18 protein-coding genes are annotated in these 20,386 nt (G+C 65.4%); 10 read left to right on the top strand and 8 right to left on the bottom strand.

The features are described 5' to 3' along the window. The first annotated feature begins 126 nt into the window (after positions 1 to 126). The 3 genes from ACFQS4_RS03115 (at position 127) to ACFQS4_RS03105 (ending at position 2,286) form a co-directional block, all read left to right on the top strand. Positions 127 to 1,056 (top strand): replication factor A, encoded by a 930-nt coding sequence (locus ACFQS4_RS03115; protein ID WP_497902247.1) that lies wholly within the window; start codon positions 127 to 129, stop codon positions 1,054 to 1,056. Beyond that, positions 1,057 to 1,683, top strand: coding sequence for an RPA family protein (locus ACFQS4_RS03110; protein ID WP_497902246.1), 627 nt, complete (start codon positions 1,057 to 1,059; stop codon positions 1,681 to 1,683). A 204-nt stretch (positions 1,684 to 1,887) separates the two neighbouring features. Next, complete coding sequence (locus ACFQS4_RS03105) at positions 1,888 to 2,286, top strand: DUF8146 domain-containing protein (RefSeq protein ID WP_497902245.1); 399 nt, start codon at positions 1,888 to 1,890, stop codon at positions 2,284 to 2,286. 42 nt (positions 2,287 to 2,328) lie between these two features. On the opposite strand, the gene ACFQS4_RS03100 is transcribed toward ACFQS4_RS03105, so the two are convergent. Beyond that, entirely contained in the window at positions 2,329 to 2,784 is a 456-nt protein-coding gene (locus ACFQS4_RS03100; RefSeq protein ID WP_497902244.1) for a DUF5814 domain-containing protein, read from the bottom strand. Between the two features lie 809 nt (positions 2,785 to 3,593). Here ACFQS4_RS03100 and ACFQS4_RS03095 point away from each other — a divergent pair. Then, on the top strand, positions 3,594 to 3,959 hold the full coding sequence (locus tag ACFQS4_RS03095) for an HNH endonuclease (protein WP_497902243.1): 366 nt from the start codon (positions 3,594 to 3,596) through the stop codon (positions 3,957 to 3,959). Positions 3,960 to 4,001: 42 nt separating this feature from the next. Here ACFQS4_RS03095 and tatC read toward each other — a convergent pair whose 3' ends face one another. Beyond that, a complete protein-coding gene (gene tatC / locus ACFQS4_RS03090; RefSeq protein ID WP_497903136.1) occupies positions 4,002 to 4,988 on the bottom strand; it encodes a twin-arginine translocase subunit TatC in 987 nt (328 codons plus the stop codon). 782 nt (positions 4,989 to 5,770) lie between these two features. Between tatC and ACFQS4_RS03085 the strand changes: the two genes are divergently transcribed. Then, positions 5,771 to 8,113 carry a twin-arginine translocase subunit TatC gene (locus tag ACFQS4_RS03085; RefSeq protein ID WP_497902242.1) on the top strand — a complete coding sequence of 781 codons (2,343 nt, stop codon included), beginning with the start codon at positions 5,771 to 5,773 and terminating at the stop codon, positions 8,111 to 8,113. Positions 8,114 to 8,186: 73 nt separating this feature from the next. Next, positions 8,187 to 8,363 carry a ribbon-helix-helix domain-containing protein gene (locus ACFQS4_RS03080; protein WP_253431802.1) on the top strand — a complete coding sequence of 59 codons (177 nt, stop codon included), beginning with the start codon at positions 8,187 to 8,189 and terminating at the stop codon, positions 8,361 to 8,363. Positions 8,364 to 8,416: 53 nt separating this feature from the next. Here the strand turns inward: ACFQS4_RS03080 and ACFQS4_RS03075 are convergent, their stop codons facing one another. From ACFQS4_RS03075 to ACFQS4_RS03060, 4 genes are all read right to left on the bottom strand, one after another. Continuing rightward, complete coding sequence (locus tag ACFQS4_RS03075) at positions 8,417 to 9,259, bottom strand: arsenite methyltransferase (protein WP_497902241.1); 843 nt, start codon at positions 9,257 to 9,259, stop codon at positions 8,417 to 8,419. Continuing rightward, entirely contained in the window at positions 9,252 to 9,623 is a 372-nt protein-coding gene (locus ACFQS4_RS03070; RefSeq protein ID WP_497902240.1) for an ArsR/SmtB family transcription factor, read from the bottom strand. Before ACFQS4_RS03070 ends, ACFQS4_RS03075 begins: the two co-directional genes overlap by 8 nt. Positions 9,624 to 9,787: 164 nt before the next feature. Further along, on the bottom strand, positions 9,788 to 12,184 hold the full coding sequence (locus ACFQS4_RS03065; RefSeq protein WP_497902239.1) for a DEAD/DEAH box helicase: 2,397 nt from the start codon (positions 12,182 to 12,184) through the stop codon (positions 9,788 to 9,790). Between the two features lie 85 nt (positions 12,185 to 12,269). Continuing rightward, a complete protein-coding gene (locus ACFQS4_RS03060; protein ID WP_497902238.1) occupies positions 12,270 to 12,782 on the bottom strand; it encodes a PH domain-containing protein in 513 nt (170 codons plus the stop codon). A 202-nt stretch (positions 12,783 to 12,984) separates the two neighbouring features. On the opposite strand from ACFQS4_RS03060, the gene ACFQS4_RS03055 reads away from it, so the two are divergent. The 4 genes from ACFQS4_RS03055 to ACFQS4_RS03040 all read left to right on the top strand — a co-directional run bounded on the left by ACFQS4_RS03055 (position 12,985) and on the right by ACFQS4_RS03040 (position 18,312). Next, positions 12,985 to 13,776 carry a DUF91 domain-containing protein gene (locus tag ACFQS4_RS03055; protein ID WP_497902237.1) on the top strand — a complete coding sequence of 264 codons (792 nt, stop codon included), beginning with the start codon at positions 12,985 to 12,987 and terminating at the stop codon, positions 13,774 to 13,776. A 97-nt stretch (positions 13,777 to 13,873) separates the two neighbouring features. Further along, a complete protein-coding gene (endA, locus tag ACFQS4_RS03050; protein WP_497902236.1) occupies positions 13,874 to 14,959 on the top strand; it encodes a tRNA-intron lyase in 1,086 nt (361 codons plus the stop codon). An 88-nt stretch (positions 14,960 to 15,047) separates the two neighbouring features. Further along, on the top strand, positions 15,048 to 16,619 hold the full coding sequence (locus ACFQS4_RS03045) for a sensor histidine kinase (protein ID WP_497902235.1): 1,572 nt from the start codon (positions 15,048 to 15,050) through the stop codon (positions 16,617 to 16,619). 76 nt (positions 16,620 to 16,695) lie between these two features. Then, positions 16,696 to 18,312, top strand: coding sequence for a tryptophan--tRNA ligase (locus ACFQS4_RS03040; RefSeq protein ID WP_497902234.1), 1,617 nt, complete (start codon positions 16,696 to 16,698; stop codon positions 18,310 to 18,312). A gap of 200 nt (positions 18,313 to 18,512) precedes the next feature. Here the strand turns inward: ACFQS4_RS03040 and ACFQS4_RS03035 are convergent, their stop codons facing one another. Both ACFQS4_RS03035 and ACFQS4_RS03030 read right to left on the bottom strand, forming a co-directional pair. Beyond that, positions 18,513 to 18,974: a DUF5518 domain-containing protein gene (locus ACFQS4_RS03035; RefSeq protein ID WP_497902233.1), complete on the bottom strand. Its 462-nt coding sequence runs from the start codon at positions 18,972 to 18,974 to the stop codon at positions 18,513 to 18,515. Between the two features lie 197 nt (positions 18,975 to 19,171). Then, a complete protein-coding gene (locus ACFQS4_RS03030) occupies positions 19,172 to 20,227 on the bottom strand; it encodes an aldo/keto reductase (RefSeq protein WP_497902232.1) in 1,056 nt (351 codons plus the stop codon). Positions 20,228 to 20,386: the final 159 nt, after the last annotated feature.

The following is a 20,386-nucleotide window of genomic DNA, read 5'->3' as shown; positions in this document are numbered from 1 at the left end:
AGACGGTCGACGCGACGCATCAAGCACTGTCGAGGACCACTTTCACTCCGGTAGCGGCAGTTTAAATACGATCGGGCGCGAACACCGGTATGCCTCCCATGGATACACAAGAGGAGGCGTGATCCGATGAGCGACGTACGCCAACACGCAGAAGACATACACGCGCAGTTTTCAGACCACATCGACCTCGAGGTCGAGGACGTCGAGAAGCGACTCACCACGCTGGTCGACGAGTACAAAGTCCCGATGGACGAGGCTCGCCGATCCGTGACGACGCACTACCTCGACGAGGCCGGCCTCGAGCGCGAGGACATCTCGAGCGGCGGCAGCGAGCGCGCCCAGATCGAGGACGTCGACGAACCCGAAGAGTGGATCGACCTCACCGCCAAGGTCATCGAACTCTGGGAGCCCCGCAGCGACTCCGTCGCACAGGTCGGCCTCCTGGGCGACCCGACGGGCACCATCAAGTTCACCAAGTGGGCTAAATCCGACCTCCCGAGCCTCGAAGAGGGCGGCGTCTACGACCTTCGTAACGTCGTCACCGACGAGTACCAGGGCCGGTACTCGGTCAAACTCAACTCGACGACGGTCATCGAGGAACTCGAGGAAGATATCGAGGTCGGCGACGACACCAGCGAAATCGAGGGCGCCCTCGTCGACATGCAGAGCGGCAGCGGCCTCATCAAGCGCTGCCCCGAGGAGGACTGCACCTACGTCCTCCAGAACGGGCGCTGTCCAGACCACGGCGAGGTCGAGGGTGACTTCGACCTCCGCATCAAGGGAGTCGTCGACGACGGCCTCGACGCCCACGAGGTCATCTTCGACGCCGAGGCCACCGAGGGGCTGACGGGGATCAGCCTCGAGGAGGCCAAGGACATGGCGATGGACGCCCTCGATACGACCGTCGTGGCCGACGAGATCCGGGATCGGATCGTCGGCACCTACTACCGCATCGAGGGGCCGACCTTCGGCCGCTACGTCCTGGCCGACGAGGTCGAGGAACTCGACGGGCCGGTCGACGCCGAGGAACTGCTGATCAAAGCGAGGTCGATGTAAATGTCTCAGACACAACTCACCCGCGAGGTCGCAAAGCGCGTCTTCGCCTCCGAATTCAACGACTCGACGTACGCGTTCAAGGAGTCCGACGACGAGCGCGCTCCGAACTACGCCCTGCTGCCGACTGGCGACCGCGCCAACCGCGTGTTCTTCGTCGGCACGCTCACCGAAACCGAGGACGTGGGCGACGAGAGCGAGTACTGGCGCGGGCGCGTCGTCGATCCCACGGGAACGTTCTTCGTCTACGCCGGCCAGTACCAGCCCGAGGCCGCCGCAGTCCTCCGGGACACGGAGCCGCCGGCGTACGTGGCCATCGTTGGCAAGCCGCGCACCTACGAGACCGACGACGGCACCGTGAACGTCTCCGTCCGGCCCGAGTCCATCGCGGTCGTCGACGAGGCGACCCGCGACCGCTGGGTCGTCGAGACCGCCGAGCGGACTCTCGACCGCGTCGAGGCGTTCCAGGCGTGGGAAACCGAGCAAGAGGCGCCCGAAAGTGGATCCACCGTGCCCACCAACGAGTACGCCCAGATGGCCCGCGAGCAGTACGACTCGCCCGTCGAGAACTACCGCCGCGACGTCATCCAGGCCCTGGAGAGTCTCGAGGACCTCGAGGCCTCGGCCTGACGCGAAATCGAAGTCGCACCACCCTGTCGTATTCCCTTTTTGTGGACGAAGATCGGTCCGCTGACAGCGTCTCGAGCGAGAGCCTATGGCGGAATCGTCACCCCATCGCCGACGAAGCGGACTGGAGGCGGCGATGACGTGCCGTGACCAGTCGTCTGACAAACGGTTAAGTGCCTCGCGCGACGATAGCTCATCGATACCGACATGGGCAACAAGAACAAGACCATCTCGTTCCGGGTGAACGAGGATGCCTTCGCGGCCCTCCAGGAGATCGCCGAGGAGCGCGACATCTCGTTGTCCGCCGTCTTCCGGGACTACGTCGACCTCCTGGTCGACCACGACGGGCAGGTGGCCGTCATCCCCGAGGACGAACTCGAGGCCCGAAGCGAGGGCGAACCGTCGTTCCCGCCCACCGTCGAGGTGCCAAAGAGTTTCGTTCGCGAGCACGAACGACTCGAACTCGAGGCCGAGCACCTGCGCGAACAGCTCGAAGAGCACAAGTCCTACGTCACCGACCTGCGCGACCGCCTCGAGGACGAGGAAGACGAGGTGTTGTTGCTGGACGACCTCGACGACTCGGGCGACTCGCCGACGGTTCGGTAACTCGTCGGACGAGCGTCGAAGCCAGCGAGCGGAACTGCGCAGTTACCGCGACAGTTCGTTCTTCACGCGTCGAATCTCTTCCCTGGCGTCGTCGTCCCCTTCGACTCGAGCCAGCCCCTCGGCGGCCTCGAGCGTGCGAACACCGCTGTCGAGAAACGAGAGGATGTCTCCGGAGTAGGCGTAGACCATGTAGTCGTCGCTCATCACGTCCACGATGGCGTCCGGACCGAGTCCCTGGGCGCGCAACTCGAGCAGGTAGCGAACGAACTTTCGCTCGGGACACCCGCAGTAGGGATTATTGTCGCAGTCACAGTCCAGAAAGTCCGTCGCGAAGTCGAGCACCCGCTCGCGGGTGGCGTCGTCGAGCTTCTCGAGGCCCCGGCCCTGGAAGAGCACGTCGAGCGTCGCCCCCTTGAACGCCCCCTTCGGGATGTTCGTCTCGAGCTGGGAGCTGAGCTGGCGGTGGTTCTTGACGTAGATCTTGTCGGTGATGGCCACGCGTTGGTGAGGGTACTCACGGCACAGGCAAAAGCGACTCGGATAGTTCGCGGCGAGGAGAGGAGAATCTCGAGCCATTACTATATATCCTATAGTAGAATCTCGACCGACGAATCGCTGGACTCCAAAACGCGCTACCGACTCCCACGGCGTCTCGAGAGTCGTAACGTATTTGAAGTTGACCGGGCTAGAAGCGCTTGCAAGCGTGTCCGGGTTGGGGTAGTGGTTATCCTTCAGCCTTGTGGAGGCTGAGAGGCGGATTCAATTTTCGCACCCGGACTCCATCAAATTTTTGATAGTTTATCGGCAGTCACGACTGGTGCTATCCGCAAGATTATATAGAAAAGCAGGGCCAGAGTGAGCGATGCGTGACTGTCCGACGTGTGGCAAGCGATTCGAAACGAGACGTGGACTCGGCGTTCACCACAGTTCCGTACACGGCGAACGGCTTCCAAATCGAACCTGTGATCGCTGTGAATCCCGATTTTACTCCGACCATCAGAAGAAGTACTGTTCAGACGAGTGTCTCGACGCATCCGTTTCCTTCGCCGGATCCGACAACCCAAACTGGAAAGGAGGAAAGGACCAAACGAAATGCGAGCTGTGCGAGTCTACGTTCGAGTACTATCCATCCGACAAGCCAGGTTTGTACTGTCCCCAGTGTTTTAAAACCGAACAATGGCGTGAGCGCCCAGCACTCGAGGGGGATGCAAACGGACAGTGGCAAGGCGGCAAAGTCACCACCGAGTGCACCGTCTGCACTGACTCGATCGACCGGTACCCGAGCGCGGTCGGCGACGTCGTCGTCTGTGGCGAAGACTGCCGACGGCGCTGGCTCTCGGAATCGTTCACCGGCGAGGGCCACCCCCAACTGGAAGGGTGGGGATACCGGCCCCTACGGGAAAGGGTGGGGAGCCGTTAGACGACAGGCCCTTGAGCGCGACGGCTACCAGTGCGTCCATTGCGGAACGACGAAGGACGAGCTCGGTCGCAACCCGGACGTTCACCACCTGATTCCGGTGCGAGCGTTCGCCGGAGCTGACGAAGTCGATCGGGCCGATGCCCACGTCCTCGAGAACGTCGTCTCGCTCTGTCTGCCGTGTCACCGACGAGCGGAGTTCGGCCAGATCAGCGTCGAGACGCTTCGGGCGTATGCCGGACTCGAGGCGGCTTGATTCGAGCGAAAAGCGGTGTCTGGAACCCGATCCTGATTCTGATCACTCCCGCCCGGTCCACTTGAGCAGGAGCAACGTCCCCTCGAAGAGGATGATCATGATGATCGCGACGATGATTGGCGCCATCAGCGTCGGGTCGATGGTGAACATGAACGAAAGGCCGGCGAACGCCGCCCAGAAGTACAGCCGTTTGTCGGCCAGCCATCGACGGGTCGTCACGCCCATCAGGACCGCGAGGATGACGAGCAGCGGGATCTGGAAGACGATTGCGAGGAAACCCGTCAGCGTGATTATGAGGCCGAACGTCTCGCCGAGGGCATACGCGATGTCCGCGCTCCCTTCCGAGTAGAACGTGAAGTACTCGAACAGGATCGGCAACACGACAATGAACGAGACGAACATCCCGATCCCGGCGAGGACGACGCTCGTCGGCACCGCCGCGAGGTAGTACTTGCGCTCGTTGGGGTACAGCCCCGGGCGCATGAACAGGTAGCCCTGGTAGACGAGCATCGGAATCGCGGCCATGATCCCCGCCAGCGCGGCGACTTTGATCCGGGTCAGCCAGAGTTCGAGCGGGGCGTAGACGTGCGGCGGCGGCACCTCGGCGGCCGGTCCGGGGAAGACGTTCTCCCAGATGAGTCCGATGGCCTGTGAGGACCACAGCAGGGCGATGGACGTCGCGGCTGCGCCGACGAGGAAGACGACGGCCAGCCGGAGAACCATCTCCTCGATGTGGTCGGCCAGAGGCATCTCCTCGTCGTCCGGCGGGGTCGAGATGCCGCCGATGTCGTCGTCGGGGTCCGGATAGCTCGGTTCCTGACGGTCTCGCGCCCCGTCGTGGTGGCCGTGGCCGTCGGTCTTCGCTTCTGGGCTGGCGGTCGCGTCGGTGTCAGTCTCGCCCGGCGGTTCGGGGGCGGGTTCCTCGAGGTGGCTAAGGTCGGGATTGGTGCCGACGCCGGCGGGGTCGTCTTCGTCTTCAACTTCGGGGTCATCTTCGACTTTGGCATCGTCGACATCGTTCTCAGACATCTCGTCTCCCTCTTCGGACGATTCGAGACTGGGGCCAAATTCGAATTCGGTGTCGGTTTTGGTTTCGTACGCGGTCTTGACATCGCCACCGGTACTCGAATCCTCGTCGTTCGAACGGCTCCACCCCGTCGGGCCGAGTTCTGGGCGTTCGTCGAGCGGAACGTCTTCGAACCCGCTGGGCGCGTCGTGGTCATCCGTTCCTCCGTGAGCCGTGAGTCCAGTCGATTCGTCGGCCGCGTCCGGAGTATCGGGGTCGTGGTCGCTCGACGCATCAGTGTCGTCGCTCAACGCATCAGTGTCCTCACTCGAGGGTTCGTCGGGCTCGCCAGAGGTATCGTCACCATCGGTGCCATCGGCGGTGGTGTCCTCACCGTCGTTCGCGTCCCCATCGCGGTCACTCGCGTCCGTGGCGGCGTCGTTTTCGGATCGGGAATCGGTAGCGGCCTCGGCGCTCGAGTCCCGTGGCTCCTCGGCCTCATCGGTGTCCGACCCAGCATCCGACTCGTCCGACATCTATCGGGATATAGATAGGCGCCCGGTTATAGGCCTTTTTCTTACGCCACGGGATTGAGAGTCGAGGAAGGTGACACAATCGGGCGCTAAAACGACCCTTCGGTTCGCCATCGTCCCGACCGGCCTGGCCCACGGCATCGACCTCAAGGGGACGAATTCGTTCGAAGGCATCGACCCGAAACAGCCTCCGGGAGACCGAAAACGGACGTCCATCACGAGCGTTGACTCGAAAAGTTGATAACTGCATATAAGCTACCGTGGAACACCGAATGAGCGCTATCGACGAGGACACCGTCCGGACGATAAATGCCGGACGGGACACGCTCGGGGCGATGCTCTCGAGTGCCCAGGCGAACCTCCAGAAGGTCTTTATCATCTTCGTGATCGGCTTCATCGGATCGTTCTACGTGCTCCGACTGTACATCTGGGACTTCCTCAAGGCGACGGCGAAAGCCGAAATGGCGCCAAACGTCGCCGATCAGGCGACGGTCATCACGCGGACGCCGTTCGAGGTGATACTGCTCCAGGCGAAAATCGGCATGATCGTCGGCGTCATCGTTGCGATTCCGGCGCTACTGTATTTCTCACGCGACAAACTTCGAGAACGCGGCATCGAGAGCGTCGTCCCGATTTCGGCGGCCTCCCTCGCCACCTTCGTCCTCCTCTCGCTCGTCCTCTTCGTCGTCGGACTGATCTACGCCTACGCGGTCTTCTTCCCCTACGCGTTCGGCTTCCTCGCCGGGAACGCCGTCGCGATGGGCGTCAACCCCAGTTTCGGGATTACCGAGTTCACTGAATTCATCGCCCTCCTCACGGTGTCGTTCGGCCTGGCCGCCCAGCTTCCGCTGTTCATGAGCGCCCTCTCGTACACTGAAATCGTCCCCTACGAAACCTTCCGGGACAAGTGGCGCCACGCCATCGTCGCCATCACGGTCTTCGGCGCGCTCTTCTCGCCGCCAGACCCGTTCACCCTCGTCATGTGGGCGGCACCGATGGTCATCCTCTACGTGTTCAGCCTCGGCCTCGCGAAACTCGTCGCCAACGTCCGCCGGAAGGGTGAAGCCGAACTCGAGAGCGGAACCGGCCTCGTCAAACGCCGGGTCCTCCAGTTCGGCCTCGGCATTCTCACGATCGCTGGCCTCTCGAGTCTCGCCATCAGCTACGGCGCGTTCGACTATCTCAAGGAGGAGGTCTACCCCGCCCTCCCCGCCTGGATTCGACCCGGCGGCGGCTCGATCCTCGAAACCCTGCCGGCCGAACACGGCCTCACGGGAACGATCGCCGCGGGACTGATCGTCGGCCTCGGCGTCGCACTCGTCGCGCTGATCGGCTACACCATCGTGGTCCTGCAGCGGCCGATCTACCCGCGTGAGTCCGCGCTCCGGACCGCGACAGACCCCTCCGAGATCGACCTGCAGGTGCTCGACGCCGAGGCCATCGAGCGCGCGCCGCCGCAGGTCTTCCTCAAGATGACCGAGGAAGAGGCCATGGAGGAGGCCCGCGAGGCGATGTACGACGACGACAAGGCGAAGGCGCAGGCGATCCTCGATCGGTACGATTCGCTGAATGCGGCCGCTGACGCCGACGGTGCGAACGCCGACACCAGCGAGTCGGCGACGGCACCCGGCGAATCGGCCGGAGGCGAAAGCGGCGACGCAGGCGACGCCGACGACAGCGGCAGTCTTTTTTCGAGCACGGCCGCCGGGATGCTCGATCCGTTCACCGAAGACGAGACGACCGAGGAGGACATCGGTGGCTACGCCTACGACTTCGCGTTCATCCTCAACAGCCTGACCTCGAAGATGTTCCGGCTGGTCGGCCTGTTCATGCTCGTCATGGCCGGGACGTTCTTCTGGCTCTACCAGGGCGGCGTTGGCGACGTCCTGGAACTGTTCCTGAGCCGAATGCCCGAGTCCGTCCTCGAGGAGGTCGCCGTCGAGAACGACGTCGATCCGAGCGGAATGGATCTGCAGACGTTCCTCGAGCAGACCGACCTCGTGGTCGCGATCCACCCTGTCGAGGTGCTGATCTTCGCCGTGAAGGTGAGCGTCATCGCGGGCTTCGTGGCCGTGCTTCCCCTCTTGCTCTACTACGCCTGGCCCCCAGCCAGGGAGCGCGGCCTGGTTCGGGGCGACCGACGCGTGTTCCTCGTCTGGGGCGGGACGATCGCGCTCGGGTTCGCCGCCGGGACCTACCTCGGGTTCTTCTGGATCGCCCCCTCCGTGATCTCCTACCTGGTCGCGGACGCGCTCGCCAACAATATGGAGGTCTCTTACCGGATCAAGAGCTTCTTCTGGCTCGTGATCTACACCACCGTTGGCATCGGCTTCCTGTTCAACATCATCGTCACGATGGCGCTGTTCCACGTCGGCGGTATCGTCAGCTATCGGACGATGCTCCGGCGCTGGCGACCGGTCGTCGTCGGCATCTTCACCGTCGCCGCGTTCGCGAGTCCGAAAGGGATACTGACCATGTTCCTGATGGCGATCCCGCTCGCAGTGACCTACATGCTGGGACTGGCCGTCCTCTACGTGCTCACCGGCGGCGGACGATTCTTCGGCGGCGGGGGGTCGACATCGGCGCCCGAACCCGTCGAGCACGAAACCGGATAGCGCGTCTCAGTTTTGTCCCCTGGCCGAAGCACCCGTCAAATCGCTTAAGAACTCCGCCTTCGAAGGAGCGACCATGCCAAAGATCAGCGTCGAGATCCCCCAGGAACTCCTCGAGGACCTCGACGAACACGTCGGCGACGACGGGAAGTTCGTCAACCGCAGCGACGCGATTCGCGCTTCGATCCGCAAGACCCTCGACATCCTGGACGAGATCGACGAGCGACACGATCGGCTCGAGGAGGAGTCATAGGGCGCCGTTGCCTTCGTTTCCGATTTCGTCGTGTCGATTCGGTGGCCGATGACTCACCGGACCGGTTTTCGCGCCTCGATGGTCACGGAGACGACGTACTCGCTCAGATCGCGGTCGTCGTCCCACTCGCGGATGAACGACCCGCTGTCCGCCTTCGGCTCGACGGAGACGTCCTCGAACCCGGCCTCGACAAGCATCGACTCGAGCTCGGGGATCGACGACGCGCCGGCGACGCAGGCGGCGACCGACGACGGGCCCGCTCGTACCGGGTCCGGCAGTTGAGCGGTGAGCACCACGTCGGAGATGGCGAGGCGCCCGCCCGGTCGAAGCGCGCGAAACGCGTCGGCGAACACCTGCAGTTTGTCCGGCGAGAGGTTCACGACGCAGTTCGAAATGATCACGTCGATCGATCCGTCGACGACCGGAAGGTGCTCGATTTCGCCGAGGCGAAATTCCACGTTCGACGCGTCGTTTTCTCGCGCGTTCTCGCGAGCCTTCTCGACCATCTCCGGCGTCATGTCGACGCCAATAACGCGGCCGTCCGGCCCGACTTCCCGGGCGGCGAGGAAACAGTCGAAGCCGGCCCCGGAACCGAGGTCGAGGACGGCGTCCCCAGCGTCCAGGCTCGCGATTGCAGTCGGATTCCCGCAGCCGAGTCCCAGATTCGCGCCCGCGGCGACGCTCTCGTGGGCTTCCTCGGCGTAGCCCATCGAGCGCGATCGATCATCGAGTTCACCATCCGTCGTTCCGCTCCCGCAGGACGCTTCGTCGTCACAGCAGGACGCCGAATCGGTGGCGATTTCGGCGTACCGCTCTCGTACCGCTTCGCGCTGCTCGGCGGCAGTGATCCCGGTCTCGCTCGAGCCGGATTCCGTCGAGAGTGCGTCGTCACTCATCCTCGAGCCTCCGGGTTTTGTCGAGCACCTCGAGCAGCCTGTCTGCCCGCGGCGTGGCGCCGTAGTACCGCCATCGGCCCTCCTTGCGTCGCGTCACGAGGCCGGCGGCGTACAGCCGCGATAGGGCCTGGCTGACCGCGCCCTGGCTCACGCCGAGGGCAGGTTCCAGTTCGCAGACGCAGATGTCTTCGTCGCGGTCGGCGATGAGACGTAGTGCCTCGTACCGGGTGTCGCTCCCGACGGCCGACAGCGTTCGGACGTCGGCGGCCAGTTCCCGTTCGCTCAGGGCGTGTTCGGCCGCGGAACAGCAGTCCGCGTCTCGATTCGACCGAGTGGATTCGTTCGCCGGGTGGTGCGCAGTCATTTTAGCTATCCCTAATATTAGCATGTGCTAATATAGATGTTTCGACGGTGATGGCTCGTATCGACGTCTACCGGAGAACATCCTACGCACGTTCGTTCGAACGATCTACGTGAGAAGCACCGTTCGAGCCTCAAAAACCGTCGCGGACTGTCTCGAGGCCGACGCTATCGACGAACCTCGACCGTCCGCCGCTCCTCGAGCGGGCGTAGCGGCTCTTCGGGGAACGCGACGCTGACGGTGTACTCGAGTTCGTCCGCGTTCGCACCGAAGACGCCGACGGGGACGGTCTCCGAATCGCGGAGGTACGTGCTGGTGCTGGTCATCTCGACGCCGTTGACCGTCACGCGAACCCCGGCCCTGGCCGGTTCGCCCACGTTTCGAATGCGGACCTCCTGGACGGCGTTCTCGCCGGCACTGATGGTCTCGGGAAAGTCTCCCCACTCGAGTTCGACCGCGGGGAGCGTCTGTGCGCCCTCGTAGATGCGCTCGGCGATGCTCTCGCCCAGCCCCGCGTCCTCGAGTCCCGAGACGCCGGCCGCGACGACGTCGCCCGGCGTCGAGAGTCCCTCCGTCGAAAGTTTGCTCGCCCGACCGGCGGCGACGCCGTCGATGGCCGTCAGGCCGACCGCGTCGTCGGCGACGCCGTTCTCTATCCGGGCCTCAAGTCGCCGAGCGAGGTTGGCGTCGTGGGGCGTCGCGAACCGGTCGAGGAACGCGCGAAGGGCGGCGAGCAGGCGAAGCGCGTTCTGTCGAATCACCCAGGCGTCGCTCCGGAGGTCCTGCGGGGTGTTGCCGTTGTCGGCGGCGCTTCGCAGGATAGCGAGCACCTTTCGCTGACCGGCGTCGAGGTCGCCAGTGTCCTGGCCGACGAGCGCAGCGTTGATCGCATCGCGCTCGGACTGGCGGGCAGAGACGGAGTCGAACTCGCCAGCCGTGGCGACGGCCTCGAGGACGTCGTCGGCCTCAAGGGTCGTTCCCGGCACCGATGCGGTGGTGGAGTCGTCTCCCCCGGCGCCCACGGCCCGGTCACACAGCGCTGCAAAACCGACGGCCGTCTCGAGGCGCAGGTAGTACGTGGAGGCGAGCACGCCCCGGGGCGTCGACTCGACCGAGAGGTCCTCGCCGGTCTCGACGAAGCCCTGCTCGACCAGTTCCTCGAGGCAGTCTCGAACGCGCCGTCGGAGGTTCTGGAAGTCGTAGGACTCCGGGCGCGACTGGCCGCGAACGTAGTAGAAGGTGGTCTCGAGCCAATCCATTACGTCCTCGAGGTCGGCGATGGTTCCCATCGCGATCTCGGCGTTGAGGTGGGTCTGGAGGCTGTCGGCCAGCCGGGACTCGATCTCTTTCCCCTCCCGAAGGAGGCGGCGGTAGTCGTCCGCCTCGGCGCCGTCGCAGACGACCCAGCCGTAGCCGACGTCGTCGTAGCCGGGTCGGCCCGCGCGCCCGAGCATCTGGAGAATGTCGAGCGGACTCATGTCCACCTCGCCCTCGAGCGGGTCGTGGTACTTCGTATCGCGGATGACGACGCAGCGGGCGGGGAGGTTGACCCCCCAGGCGAGCGTCGACGTCGAGAACAGCAGTTCGATCTTGCCCTCCTTGAACCACGCCTCGATCAGGTCCTTGTCGTTCTTCGAGAGGCCCGCGTGATGAAAGCCCACGCCGTCGAGCGCCGAGTTTCGCAGGGTGTCGTTCTCGAGGCGCTTCGTCTCAGTATGAAAGTCGTAGTCGCCGCGAGCCCCCATCGGCACGTCGCGCTCGCCAATCTCGTCTCTGGCCTTCTTCGCCGCCTGGACGGTGTCCTGGCGGGAGGCGACGAACACCAGCGCCTGGCCGTCCTCCCGGAGGTGAGGTTCGGCGAGGTCGAGCGCCCGGTAGAGGCGACGGTACTTGTCGGCGAAGGAGTTCTCGCCGTGGGTGTAGGTCTTGACGCCCGCGTTGAGGTCGACCGGGCGGTACTCGTCGCCGAACTCGAACGTGCACACCGGCGGGGCGTCGAGCCAGGCCGCCACGTCGTCGACGTTCGGCATCGTCGCCGAGAGCGCGACGACGCGTGGGTCACAGAGCCGACGCAGCCGCGAGACGGTCACCTCGAGGACCGAGCCGCGCCGGTCGGCGTCGAGCAGGTGGACCTCGTCGATCACGCAGACGTCGACGTCCGTCACGAAGTCGTATCGCGGCGAGTCGTGTTTTCGAGTCGCGGAATCGAGCTTCTCGGGCGTCATCACGAGGATGTCCGCGTGCTTCGCCCGGCGCGGATTCAGGTCGCGTTCGCCGGTGACGACGTACACCGAGTAGTCCATGGACTCGAAGCGATCCCAGTCGGCCTCCTTCTCGTTGGTCAGCGCCCGTAGCGGGGCGATAAAGAGGGCGGTTCCCCCATCGGCCAGTGCGTTACAGATCGCGAGTTCGGCCAGGGCCGTCTTCCCCGATGCCGTCGGCGCGCTCGCGACCACGTTCTCCTCACGCTCGAGTAACGCGGGCAGGGCCTCGCGTTGCATCTCGTTGAACGCCTCGAACGCGAACGCGTCGGCAAAGTCGGGCAGAACCTCGGCGACCTCCATCACTCGGACAGGGGGTGTGCCCGGTGAAAGGCGTTTCTGTCCCGGCCAGCGACGGGGGTGCGAGGCGTCTCGTACCGAATCCCGCTCACGTCGGCTGGATACCCGAATCGCCCTCGAGTTCGGCGCTCAACCGGCCGGCCGCCCGCTCGGGGTTCGGTACGTGCGTGAACGTGAGTTCGGGGTCGGCCGAGCCCGCCGTGTAGACAGTCAACTGCCCGTACCCGAGCAATCGCTCGAGGACGCCCTGCTCGAGGGTCGTGTTCTGGACGCGGTCGAGACGAAACTGGGTGACGTCCCGGGAGAGGATGCCACGTTTCCGGTACAGTTGGCTCGTGGTGAGGACGTAGCGCGTGCTCGTCCAGCGGAGGTACGTCGCGGTGACGACGACGAGGCCGATGGCCCCGACGGCCAGACCGATCGCCCTCGCGAGGCCGTACTCGGTCCCGGCTGCCAGGCCGAGGACGATGATTCCGAAGAGCATCAAGCCGAGGCCCATCGGCAGTTTCCACCCCATGTCGATCGGATGCGGCCGGCTCTCCCAGACGACGGCCTCCCCGTCGGCGAGGTGGAGCCAGTCCGCCTCGTACGTCTCCCCCATACCAACCGGTATCACGACCGGGGTCAAAAAGTCTCGTCTCGGTCACATCGAACGCGAAGACGAACGTGAACACGGGACATGGACGTGAACGAGAACGTGAACGCGAATCGAGACAATCCGTCCGCTGAGCGTCGAGGAGAGTCGCCAGGACTGGGACACACCGGCTCGAGAGTTTATATACCATCGCGCGGCCAGACCACCCATGCCCGACGACAGCATTCGCGTCCTCGCCGGTGACTGCACCGTGATCACCGACGGAACCGACCGCGAGGAGTACCGCGGCCGCGTCACGACCATCGTCAAGCCGGACAACACCGTCCTCGTCCACGACGTCGACGGCTACCAGCCCGTCGCCTGGCTCACCCGCGCCGACAGCGTCTCGAGCGACCGCGAGGACGGGTTCACCCTCGTCGCGAAGAAGGACACCCAGACGCTCCGGGTCGCCGCCCACGTCGAGGACGGCTTCGCCACCTATCCGGCCTCGAGCGCCGGCACCCCCGTGGGCGAGTGTCCAGGCGACGACTGCACCGGCGTCCTCGTCCTCTCGAACGGCATCCACTGCGTCGGCTGTGGCGACCGCTACGCCATCCCGCGGGATGCGACCCTCCGCGACGACCGCTGTGACTGTGGCCTCCCTCGCATGCGCGTCGAGCGCGGCCTCGCGTTCCACGTCTGCCTCGACCGTGGCTGTGAGTCGCTCGACGACGCCGTCCGCGAGGCGTTCGACCGCGAGTGGGACTGTCCGAACTGCGAGGGTGACCTGCTGATCCTCCGACGGGGCGGCCTGATCGCCGGCTGTGAACACTATCCCGACTGCGACACTGGGTTCGTCATCCCGACGGGCGTCGTCGACGGCGAGTGTGCCTGCGGCCTCCCCACGTTCGACACCACGACCGGCACCCGCTGCCTGGACGCGACCTGCGACCGCGCTCGAGCGGGGGCGCTCGAGTCCGAGGCGGCAACCGAAGGAGGGTCGGTGACGGCCGACCACTGACGATTCGCCGCCCAGACGAGCCCGCTCGGCGACGTGACCCACCAGCACCGACGACGGGATCCGCAGGGGCTTTGTGGCCCGCCCGACACCTCCGGGTATGGAACTCGAGGGACGGTTCGATGGCGACGTCGTCCGCGTCGGCAACGACGCCCGCCAGCGGTTTCACGACTCGCGCGGCTACGGCTACCCGCTCGAGGGCAACGAGATCGCCCTCGCACCGGTCGAGGCCGCCCACCTGCTGTATCGGGGCGACCTGGCTGCCGTCGGCGACGGCGACGAGCGACTGTCGTTCCGGTCGTTCCTCGCCCGCGAACCGGGACCGGAACCCGACTTCGGCGTTCGGTTCCTCGTCTACGCCGACCTCCGTTCGCGCGGGTTCTACCTCGCCCCCGCTCGCGAACCATGGGTAACGGATCCGCCCCGAGCCGAGTTCGCCGTCTTCCCCCGCGGGAAAGGGCCGAGAGACGGGGAAATCGAGTACGCGCTGAGCGTGGTCGGCGAGCGAACCGACGTGGCCGCGAACGACCTCGAAAGCGGCGCCCTCGCCGTCGTCGACGAGGAGAGCGAGATTACCTACTTCGACGTCGGCCGGCCCGAGATTTCGGGAACGAGCGAGACGGCCCTTCCCCAGAGGGTGGAAGCCGATCTGCTCGCCGATCGGGTCGTCATCTGGAATCCCCCACACGAGCTGTACGAGCGGACGTTCTACGGCCAGCCGCTCGAGGGCCGGGAGTACGACCGACCGACCCTGCAGTGTTCGTTGCTCGAGGCTGCCCACCTCGCGGCGGCGGGCGCGATCGACCTCGACCCGGCGGCGGTGCTCGAGCGCGGTCGTGACGTCGAGGGCGAACGATTCGACCGGCGACTGGCCGTCTACACCACGCTCCGCAAGGCCGGCGTCGTTCCCAAGACGGGCTACAAGTTCGGTGCGGACTTCCGGACCTACGCGAACGTCGAGTCGGTCGACGACCTCGGCCACTCGGAACTCCTGGTCCGGGTGCTGCCGGCAGAGCACGTCTTCGAGCCGCGAGACCTCTCGCTCGACGTACGGCTGGCCCACGGCGTCCGGAAGACGATGGTGTTCGCGCTGGTCGGCGAAGCCGGTCCGGGAGGCGACGGCGACGCCGACGCTGACGCCGAGGCCGACATCGAGTGGCGGTCGCTCGAGCGGCTGACCCCCTGACCGAACCGGATTCGAATTCGGTTTCGAGACCCGTTTCAGCGGTCGATTCCACGCCAACGTATTTGCCGCCTCGAGGCCACGTGAGCGTATGACAGTGGATGGGGGACGCCAACCGAGCGTTCTCGTCGTCGGCGACGGTCTCGAGGCAGTCGCGACGACGCTCGAGTCCCGACTATCCACGTCGGTCGCGCACGAGCGTCGGCTCTCGTCCGCGCTCGACCGCCTCGAGTCGGGAACCGTCGGTTGCCTCGTCGTCGGAGACGTGGCCGGCGACGAAGGACTTCGGCGCGAACTGCTCGAGCGAGTTCGAGCGCAAGCGACGACGTGTTCGGTCGTCCGCTGTGTCGACGGCGACGCGGAGGCGTGGCTCGAGGACGGGTCCTACCAGCCTGCCGCCGTTGCGGTGGACGCGACCGAGACGCTGGTCGACTACGTCAGAGAACGGGTCGACCGACACCGTCAGATGCGGATTTTGCGCGCCCTGCAGTCGGCGACACCGAGACTCTTTCGAGCGTCGACGGCCGACGAAATCGCCGAAACGACCGTCGAGACGGCGAGTACCGTTCTCGAGCAGCCACTGACGGCCGTCTTCGCCGCCAACGGTGGGACGGGCCAGTTCGACCTCGTGGCCACGACGGACGAACGGAAGGGCCACGGCGCGGTCCCGGAACACCTCCCGTTCGAAAATTCGATGGCCGGCGTAGTCTTTTGGGAGGGTCGAACGATCGTGTTCGCCGAAACCGAAGACGACCCGCTGGCCGACGTCGAGAACGCCAGCTTTCGGTTGATCGACGAGAGCGACATTCTCGGCGACCCGGACCACCCGATGACCGCCAGCATGATCGTTCCGCTCGGTTCCTACGGCGTGATGAGCGGCGTCACGCCGGAGTCAGGAACGATCTCCGTCGACGACTGCCAGTTCGTCGAATTTCTGGCGGAACACGCCGCCGCGGCGTTTCGGCGAACCGAGCGCGAGTACGACCTCGAGCGCGCCAACGATCGACTCGGGGCCTTCGCCGCCATCGTCTCCCACGACCTGCGGAATCCGCTGACCGTCGCGACGGGTCACCTCGACCTCCTCGCCGACGACTGTTCGAGCGACCACCTCGAACCGATTGCCGAATCGCTCGAGCGGATGGACGACCTGATCGACGACGTCCTGACGCTCGTCCGTTCGGACGTCGACGAGGACGACCTCGAGTGGGTGTCCGTCGGCGTCGTCGCCGGGCGTGCCTGGGAGACCGTCGACACCGGGCAGGCTACCCTCGAACTCGAGTCGGCAGCCGGCCTGGAACCGGTCGAGGCGACCCCGGGAGCACTTCGAGAACTGTTCGAGAACGTCTTCGGCAACGCCGTCACCCACGGCGGCGAGGGCGTGACGGTACGGCTCGGATCGCTCCCCGGCGGCGGCTTTTACGTCGAAGACGATGGCATCGGCGTCGACGTCGGCGAGGACGACCTCGAGGTGCTCTTCGAGTACGGTCACTCGGGCACTCAGAACGGGACGGGGCTCGGCCTGTCGATCGTCCGCCGAATCGCGGACGCTCACGGCTGGACGGTCGAGGCGGGCACGAGCCAGCACGCCGAGAGTGGGTTTCGCCTGGAGTTTCGGACAGGGTCGTCGGCGGGCGATGTGGACGAACTGGACGAACCGTCCTGATCGGGGACCGCCGGTGTTCGAGTCGAGACGGTGCGGAAGCGAAGGTTTTTGCGCGCTGGGCGGCGAATCCGGGACAATGACCGGTACGGGTACGGATACCATCGAGGAGGCCGAGGACGCCGAGGACGCCGAGGAACCACTGACCGACGGAGGGGCCGCTGGCGCCGACGAGGTCGCCCTCGACCCCTGGGGTTCCTCGAGCGTCTCCGACTACCGCAAACTGTTCGAGGAGTTCGGCATCGAGGAGTTCGACGAACTCCTCGCGGACCTGCCCCACCCTCACTACCTGATGCGCCGGGGCGTCATCTTCGGTCACCGCGACTACCGGCCGGTGCTCGAGGCCATGCGCGAGGGCGACCCCTTCGCCGTCCTCTCGGGGTTCATGCCGACCGGCGACCCTCACATCGGACACAAACTCGTCTTCGACGAGATCATCTGGCACCAGGAACAGGGCGGGGACGCCTACGCGCTGATCGCCGACCTCGAGGCCCACGCCGCGCGCGGGCTCACCTGGGACGAAATCGACGAACACGCCCGGGACTACCTGCTCTCGCTGCTGGCGCTCGGGTTCGATCTCGAGGACGGAACCGTCTACCGCCAGTCGACCGAGCGCGAGGTGCAGGACCTCGCGTTCGAACTGGGCATCGAGGCCAACTTCTCGGAACTGGGTGCAATCTACGGCTTCAACGGCGAGACCGACGTCTCGCACATGCAGTCGGTCGTCACGCAGATGGCCGACATCCTCTATCCCCAGCTCGAGGGGCCAAAACCCACCGTGATCCCCGTCGGCCCCGACCAGGACCCCCACGTCAGGCTGGCTCGTGACCTCGCCTCCCGGATGCGCTACTTCGGCGTGACGACGGCCTACGCGAGCTTCGAGGCGACGAAGGACGAACTCGCGGTCATCGGCGCTGCCTACGACACCCGGGAGTCGTACGCGGACGACCCCGACCAGCCGCGGTGTGTGGAGGCCGCCGAGTGGCTCTCGTCCGCCGACAGCGAGGTCGTCCCGGAACTCGATCTCGGGACCGTCACGGACGACGCCCTCGAGCGCGCCATCTCGAAACTCGAGAACGCTGGTATGGAACCCCTCCGTCCCCGAACACGGTTCCTGAATCGCCGGGCGACCGAGGAGGCCTTCGAAGCGCTGATCGACACCGTCGAGGGCGAGAAGCGGGTCTTCGACGAACACGTCGACGCCTTCGACCTGGATCACGAGGAGGCCGCCGAGATCGCCCGCACAATCGAACTCGCTCACGACGGCTACGGCTTCCAGCCACCGTCGTCGATCTACCACCGGTTCATGACCGGGCTCACGGGCGGGAAGATGTCCTCCTCGATTCCGGCCAGCCACATCTCGCTGCTCGACGACCCCGAGAACGGCTACGACAAGGTGAAGGCGGCGACCACGGGCGGGCGCGAGACGGCCGAACTCCAGCGCGAATTGGGAGGGAAAGCCGACGAGTGTCCCGTCTACGAACTCTACGCCTACCTGCTCGCCGGCGACGACGACGAGTTCGCGAAACGGGTCTACGACGAGTGCGTCGGCGGCGAGCGCCTCTGTGGCGACTGCAAGGAGCAGGCCGCTCACCTCATGAAGGAGTTTCTGCAGGATCACCAGGAGAAACGCGAGGAGGTCGCCGACCTGCTCGAGGCTGCGGACATCGAACTCGAGTCGCCGCGGAGAGGGTGATCGCGGCGCGACGGAGGGATTGGAGGAGTAGAACGCTCTTTCTCTCACGGCGGTAGCAATGTGGGAACGTGAGAGTCGTCTCCGCTCGGAATACAGGATATCGCTCCGTGATTCGGAGGCGAAATCGAAGTCGAACACGGCTCTCGAGAAGAAGTGGCGTGAGTGAGGCCCGTGACGAGCGATCAGCGAACCGCTTCGCGCTAGAGACGTCCGAACACGTCGCCGAACTCCGCGTTCAGGTACGCGCCGACCCAGCCGCCGAACCCGCCGGCGAACGTGCTGTAGAACACCATGAAGAGGATCAGACCCCCGTCGACGAACTCGAGCCCGCCGACCAGGTCGCCGACGCCGACGACTGGCCCCAGTCCGAGCACGAGCGGCAAGACGATCAGCGCGGCGTAGACGAAACCCGCGTACAGACCCGCGATGATCCCCTCCTCCTGGTCGGCCCCCTCGAGGTAGCCGGCGACGATGCCGCCGAGGAGCACCGAGAACGTAAGAAAGGAGGCGAAGACGGCGACGAGGCCGCCGAGGAGGCCGTTCATCGTGGCCGGTCGGGTGTCCGGCGCGTTCGGTTCGCTCGAGGGGGCTGGTTCGGCCGGTTCGACCGCGTGTTCCGTTCCGTCCGGCCCGTCCGGGGAAGAGGTTTCGGGGGACGACATGGCCGTCACTCTCGGGCCGACCGACGAGAATGTTCGTATTCGTGTTCAGTCCGCAGTCGAAGGAGTTTCGTCAGATCAGGGCTGCCGACGCTCGAGAACGAATCGGCCCCGACAGCACGGATCGGTCTCGAGCACTACCGTCGCACTCGTCAGCGCGAATCGACCCTGAGCGCCACCTTCTCAGCGCGGCGACGCGATCAGTCGGCGGCCAGTTTGTCCAGGCCCGCCGAGCGAATGTCCTCGCCGTCGACCGACGACCGGAGCGAGTCCATGCCGTCCTCGCGGTCGATGTCGAAATCGTTCTCGTAGAGATTGGCGACTCGAGCCAGTTCCTCGTCGCTCAATTTCGGCACGTCGCTGGCGGCCGCCCACTCGTCGATGTCGGCGGCGGTGCGGAACGTCGGCGTGACGCTGGCGACCGACTCGTGGCTCAGGAGCCAGGCGATCGCGGCCTGGCCCATCGTCCGCTCGCCGTCGCGCTCCAGGAAACGCAGGGTCTCGAGTTTCTCCCAGCCCGTCTCGTACCAGGCGTCGGGGCGGAAGCCGCGGTGGTCGCCCGCGTCGAGTTCTGTCTCGGGCGTGACCTGTTCGTTCAGGATGCCCGAGGAGTGGGGCACCCGGGGAATCAGGCTCGTCGAGGAACCGGTGCGCTCGATGGTCTCGAGGAAGTGGTTGCCGACCTCCTGCTCTAAGACGTTCCAGACCAGCTGCAGGGAGTCGAACTCCTCTTCGATGGCGAGGTCACCCTCGGCCAGCCAGCCGATAGAGGGGCCCAGCGCGAGGCCGCGGGCGCGAATCAGGCCCTCTTCCTCGAGTTCGTCGAGAAGTTCGAGGACATCCGGGGTGAGCTCGTCGACGTTCGCGTTGTGCAACTGGAGAACGTCCAGGTAATCGGTGTCGAGTCGCTCGAGGCTCTGCTCGACGGCTTCCCGGAGGTAGTCGGGGTCCATCGCTTTGGGCAACTCGCCGTGGCCCGCCTGCGGGTTGTTGTAGAAGTCGTAGCCGACCTTGGTGGCGATCGTGACGTCCTCGCGCACGTCCGCGAGGGCCTCCCCGACGAGTTCCTCGCTTCGCCCGTGGCCGTAGACGTCGCCCGTGTCGAAGTAGGTGATCCCCCGGTCGAGGGCGTGGTCGATCATCTCGATCGCGTCGGCTTCCGAGCGGTCGCCCCACCAGTCGGTCCCGACGACCCAAGCGCCGAAGCCGACTTCGCTGACCTCGACATCGGCGGTTCCGAGCGTCTGATACTGCATATCTCGGGCTTGGGAGCGAGGGGACTTAGGGTGTACGGAACGTCGCTCGTTCGTCCCGAACCCGCCGACACGACGGGGGATGGCCGACGATCGTTCGGGCCCGAGGACGATGGCGTCCAGTTCGGGTGCTGAACAGTATCGCTGGCATTCATTTCACGA

It is taken from the genome of Saliphagus sp. GCM10025317, from assembly GCF_042663665.1.
Taxonomy (GTDB): domain Archaea; phylum Halobacteriota; class Halobacteria; order Halobacteriales; family Natrialbaceae; genus Natronosalvus.
The sequence above is the reverse complement of the archived record's forward strand: the minus strand, read 5'-3'. Positions and strand labels throughout refer to the sequence as shown.

What these genes read in the sequence shown, in the direction of transcription:
- tatC (WP_497903136.1), bottom strand. Translation starts at nt 4,988, where the DNA reads ATGTCTGAGAACGATGTCGACGATGCCAAAGTCGAAGATGACCCCGAA.
- ACFQS4_RS03055 (WP_497902237.1), top strand. Translation starts at nt 12,985, where the DNA reads ATGCCCGACGACAGCATTCGCGTCCTCGCCGGTGACTGCACCGTGATC.
- ACFQS4_RS03080 (WP_253431802.1), top strand. Translation starts at nt 8,187, where the DNA reads ATGCCAAAGATCAGCGTCGAGATCCCCCAGGAACTCCTCGAGGACCTC.
- endA (WP_497902236.1), top strand. Translation starts at nt 13,874, where the DNA reads ATGGAACTCGAGGGACGGTTCGATGGCGACGTCGTCCGCGTCGGCAAC.
- ACFQS4_RS03045 (WP_497902235.1), top strand. Translation starts at nt 15,048, where the DNA reads ATGACAGTGGATGGGGGACGCCAACCGAGCGTTCTCGTCGTCGGCGAC.
- ACFQS4_RS03110 (WP_497902246.1), top strand. Translation starts at nt 1,057, where the DNA reads ATGTCTCAGACACAACTCACCCGCGAGGTCGCAAAGCGCGTCTTCGCC.
- ACFQS4_RS03065 (WP_497902239.1), bottom strand. Translation starts at nt 12,184, where the DNA reads ATGGAGGTCGCCGAGGTTCTGCCCGACTTTGCCGACGCGTTCGCGTTC.
- ACFQS4_RS03085 (WP_497902242.1), top strand. Translation starts at nt 5,771, where the DNA reads ATGAGCGCTATCGACGAGGACACCGTCCGGACGATAAATGCCGGACGG.
- ACFQS4_RS03030 (WP_497902232.1), bottom strand. Translation starts at nt 20,227, where the DNA reads ATGCAGTATCAGACGCTCGGAACCGCCGATGTCGAGGTCAGCGAAGTC.
- ACFQS4_RS03075 (WP_497902241.1), bottom strand. Translation starts at nt 9,259, where the DNA reads ATGAGTGACGACGCACTCTCGACGGAATCCGGCTCGAGCGAGACCGGG.
- ACFQS4_RS03060 (WP_497902238.1), bottom strand. Translation starts at nt 12,782, where the DNA reads ATGGGGGAGACGTACGAGGCGGACTGGCTCCACCTCGCCGACGGGGAG.
- ACFQS4_RS03115 (WP_497902247.1), top strand. Translation starts at nt 127, where the DNA reads ATGAGCGACGTACGCCAACACGCAGAAGACATACACGCGCAGTTTTCA.
- ACFQS4_RS03105 (WP_497902245.1), top strand. Translation starts at nt 1,888, where the DNA reads ATGGGCAACAAGAACAAGACCATCTCGTTCCGGGTGAACGAGGATGCC.
- ACFQS4_RS03040 (WP_497902234.1), top strand. Translation starts at nt 16,696, where the DNA reads ATGACCGGTACGGGTACGGATACCATCGAGGAGGCCGAGGACGCCGAG.
- ACFQS4_RS03070 (WP_497902240.1), bottom strand. Translation starts at nt 9,623, where the DNA reads ATGACTGCGCACCACCCGGCGAACGAATCCACTCGGTCGAATCGAGAC.
- ACFQS4_RS03035 (WP_497902233.1), bottom strand. Translation starts at nt 18,974, where the DNA reads ATGTCGTCCCCCGAAACCTCTTCCCCGGACGGGCCGGACGGAACGGAA.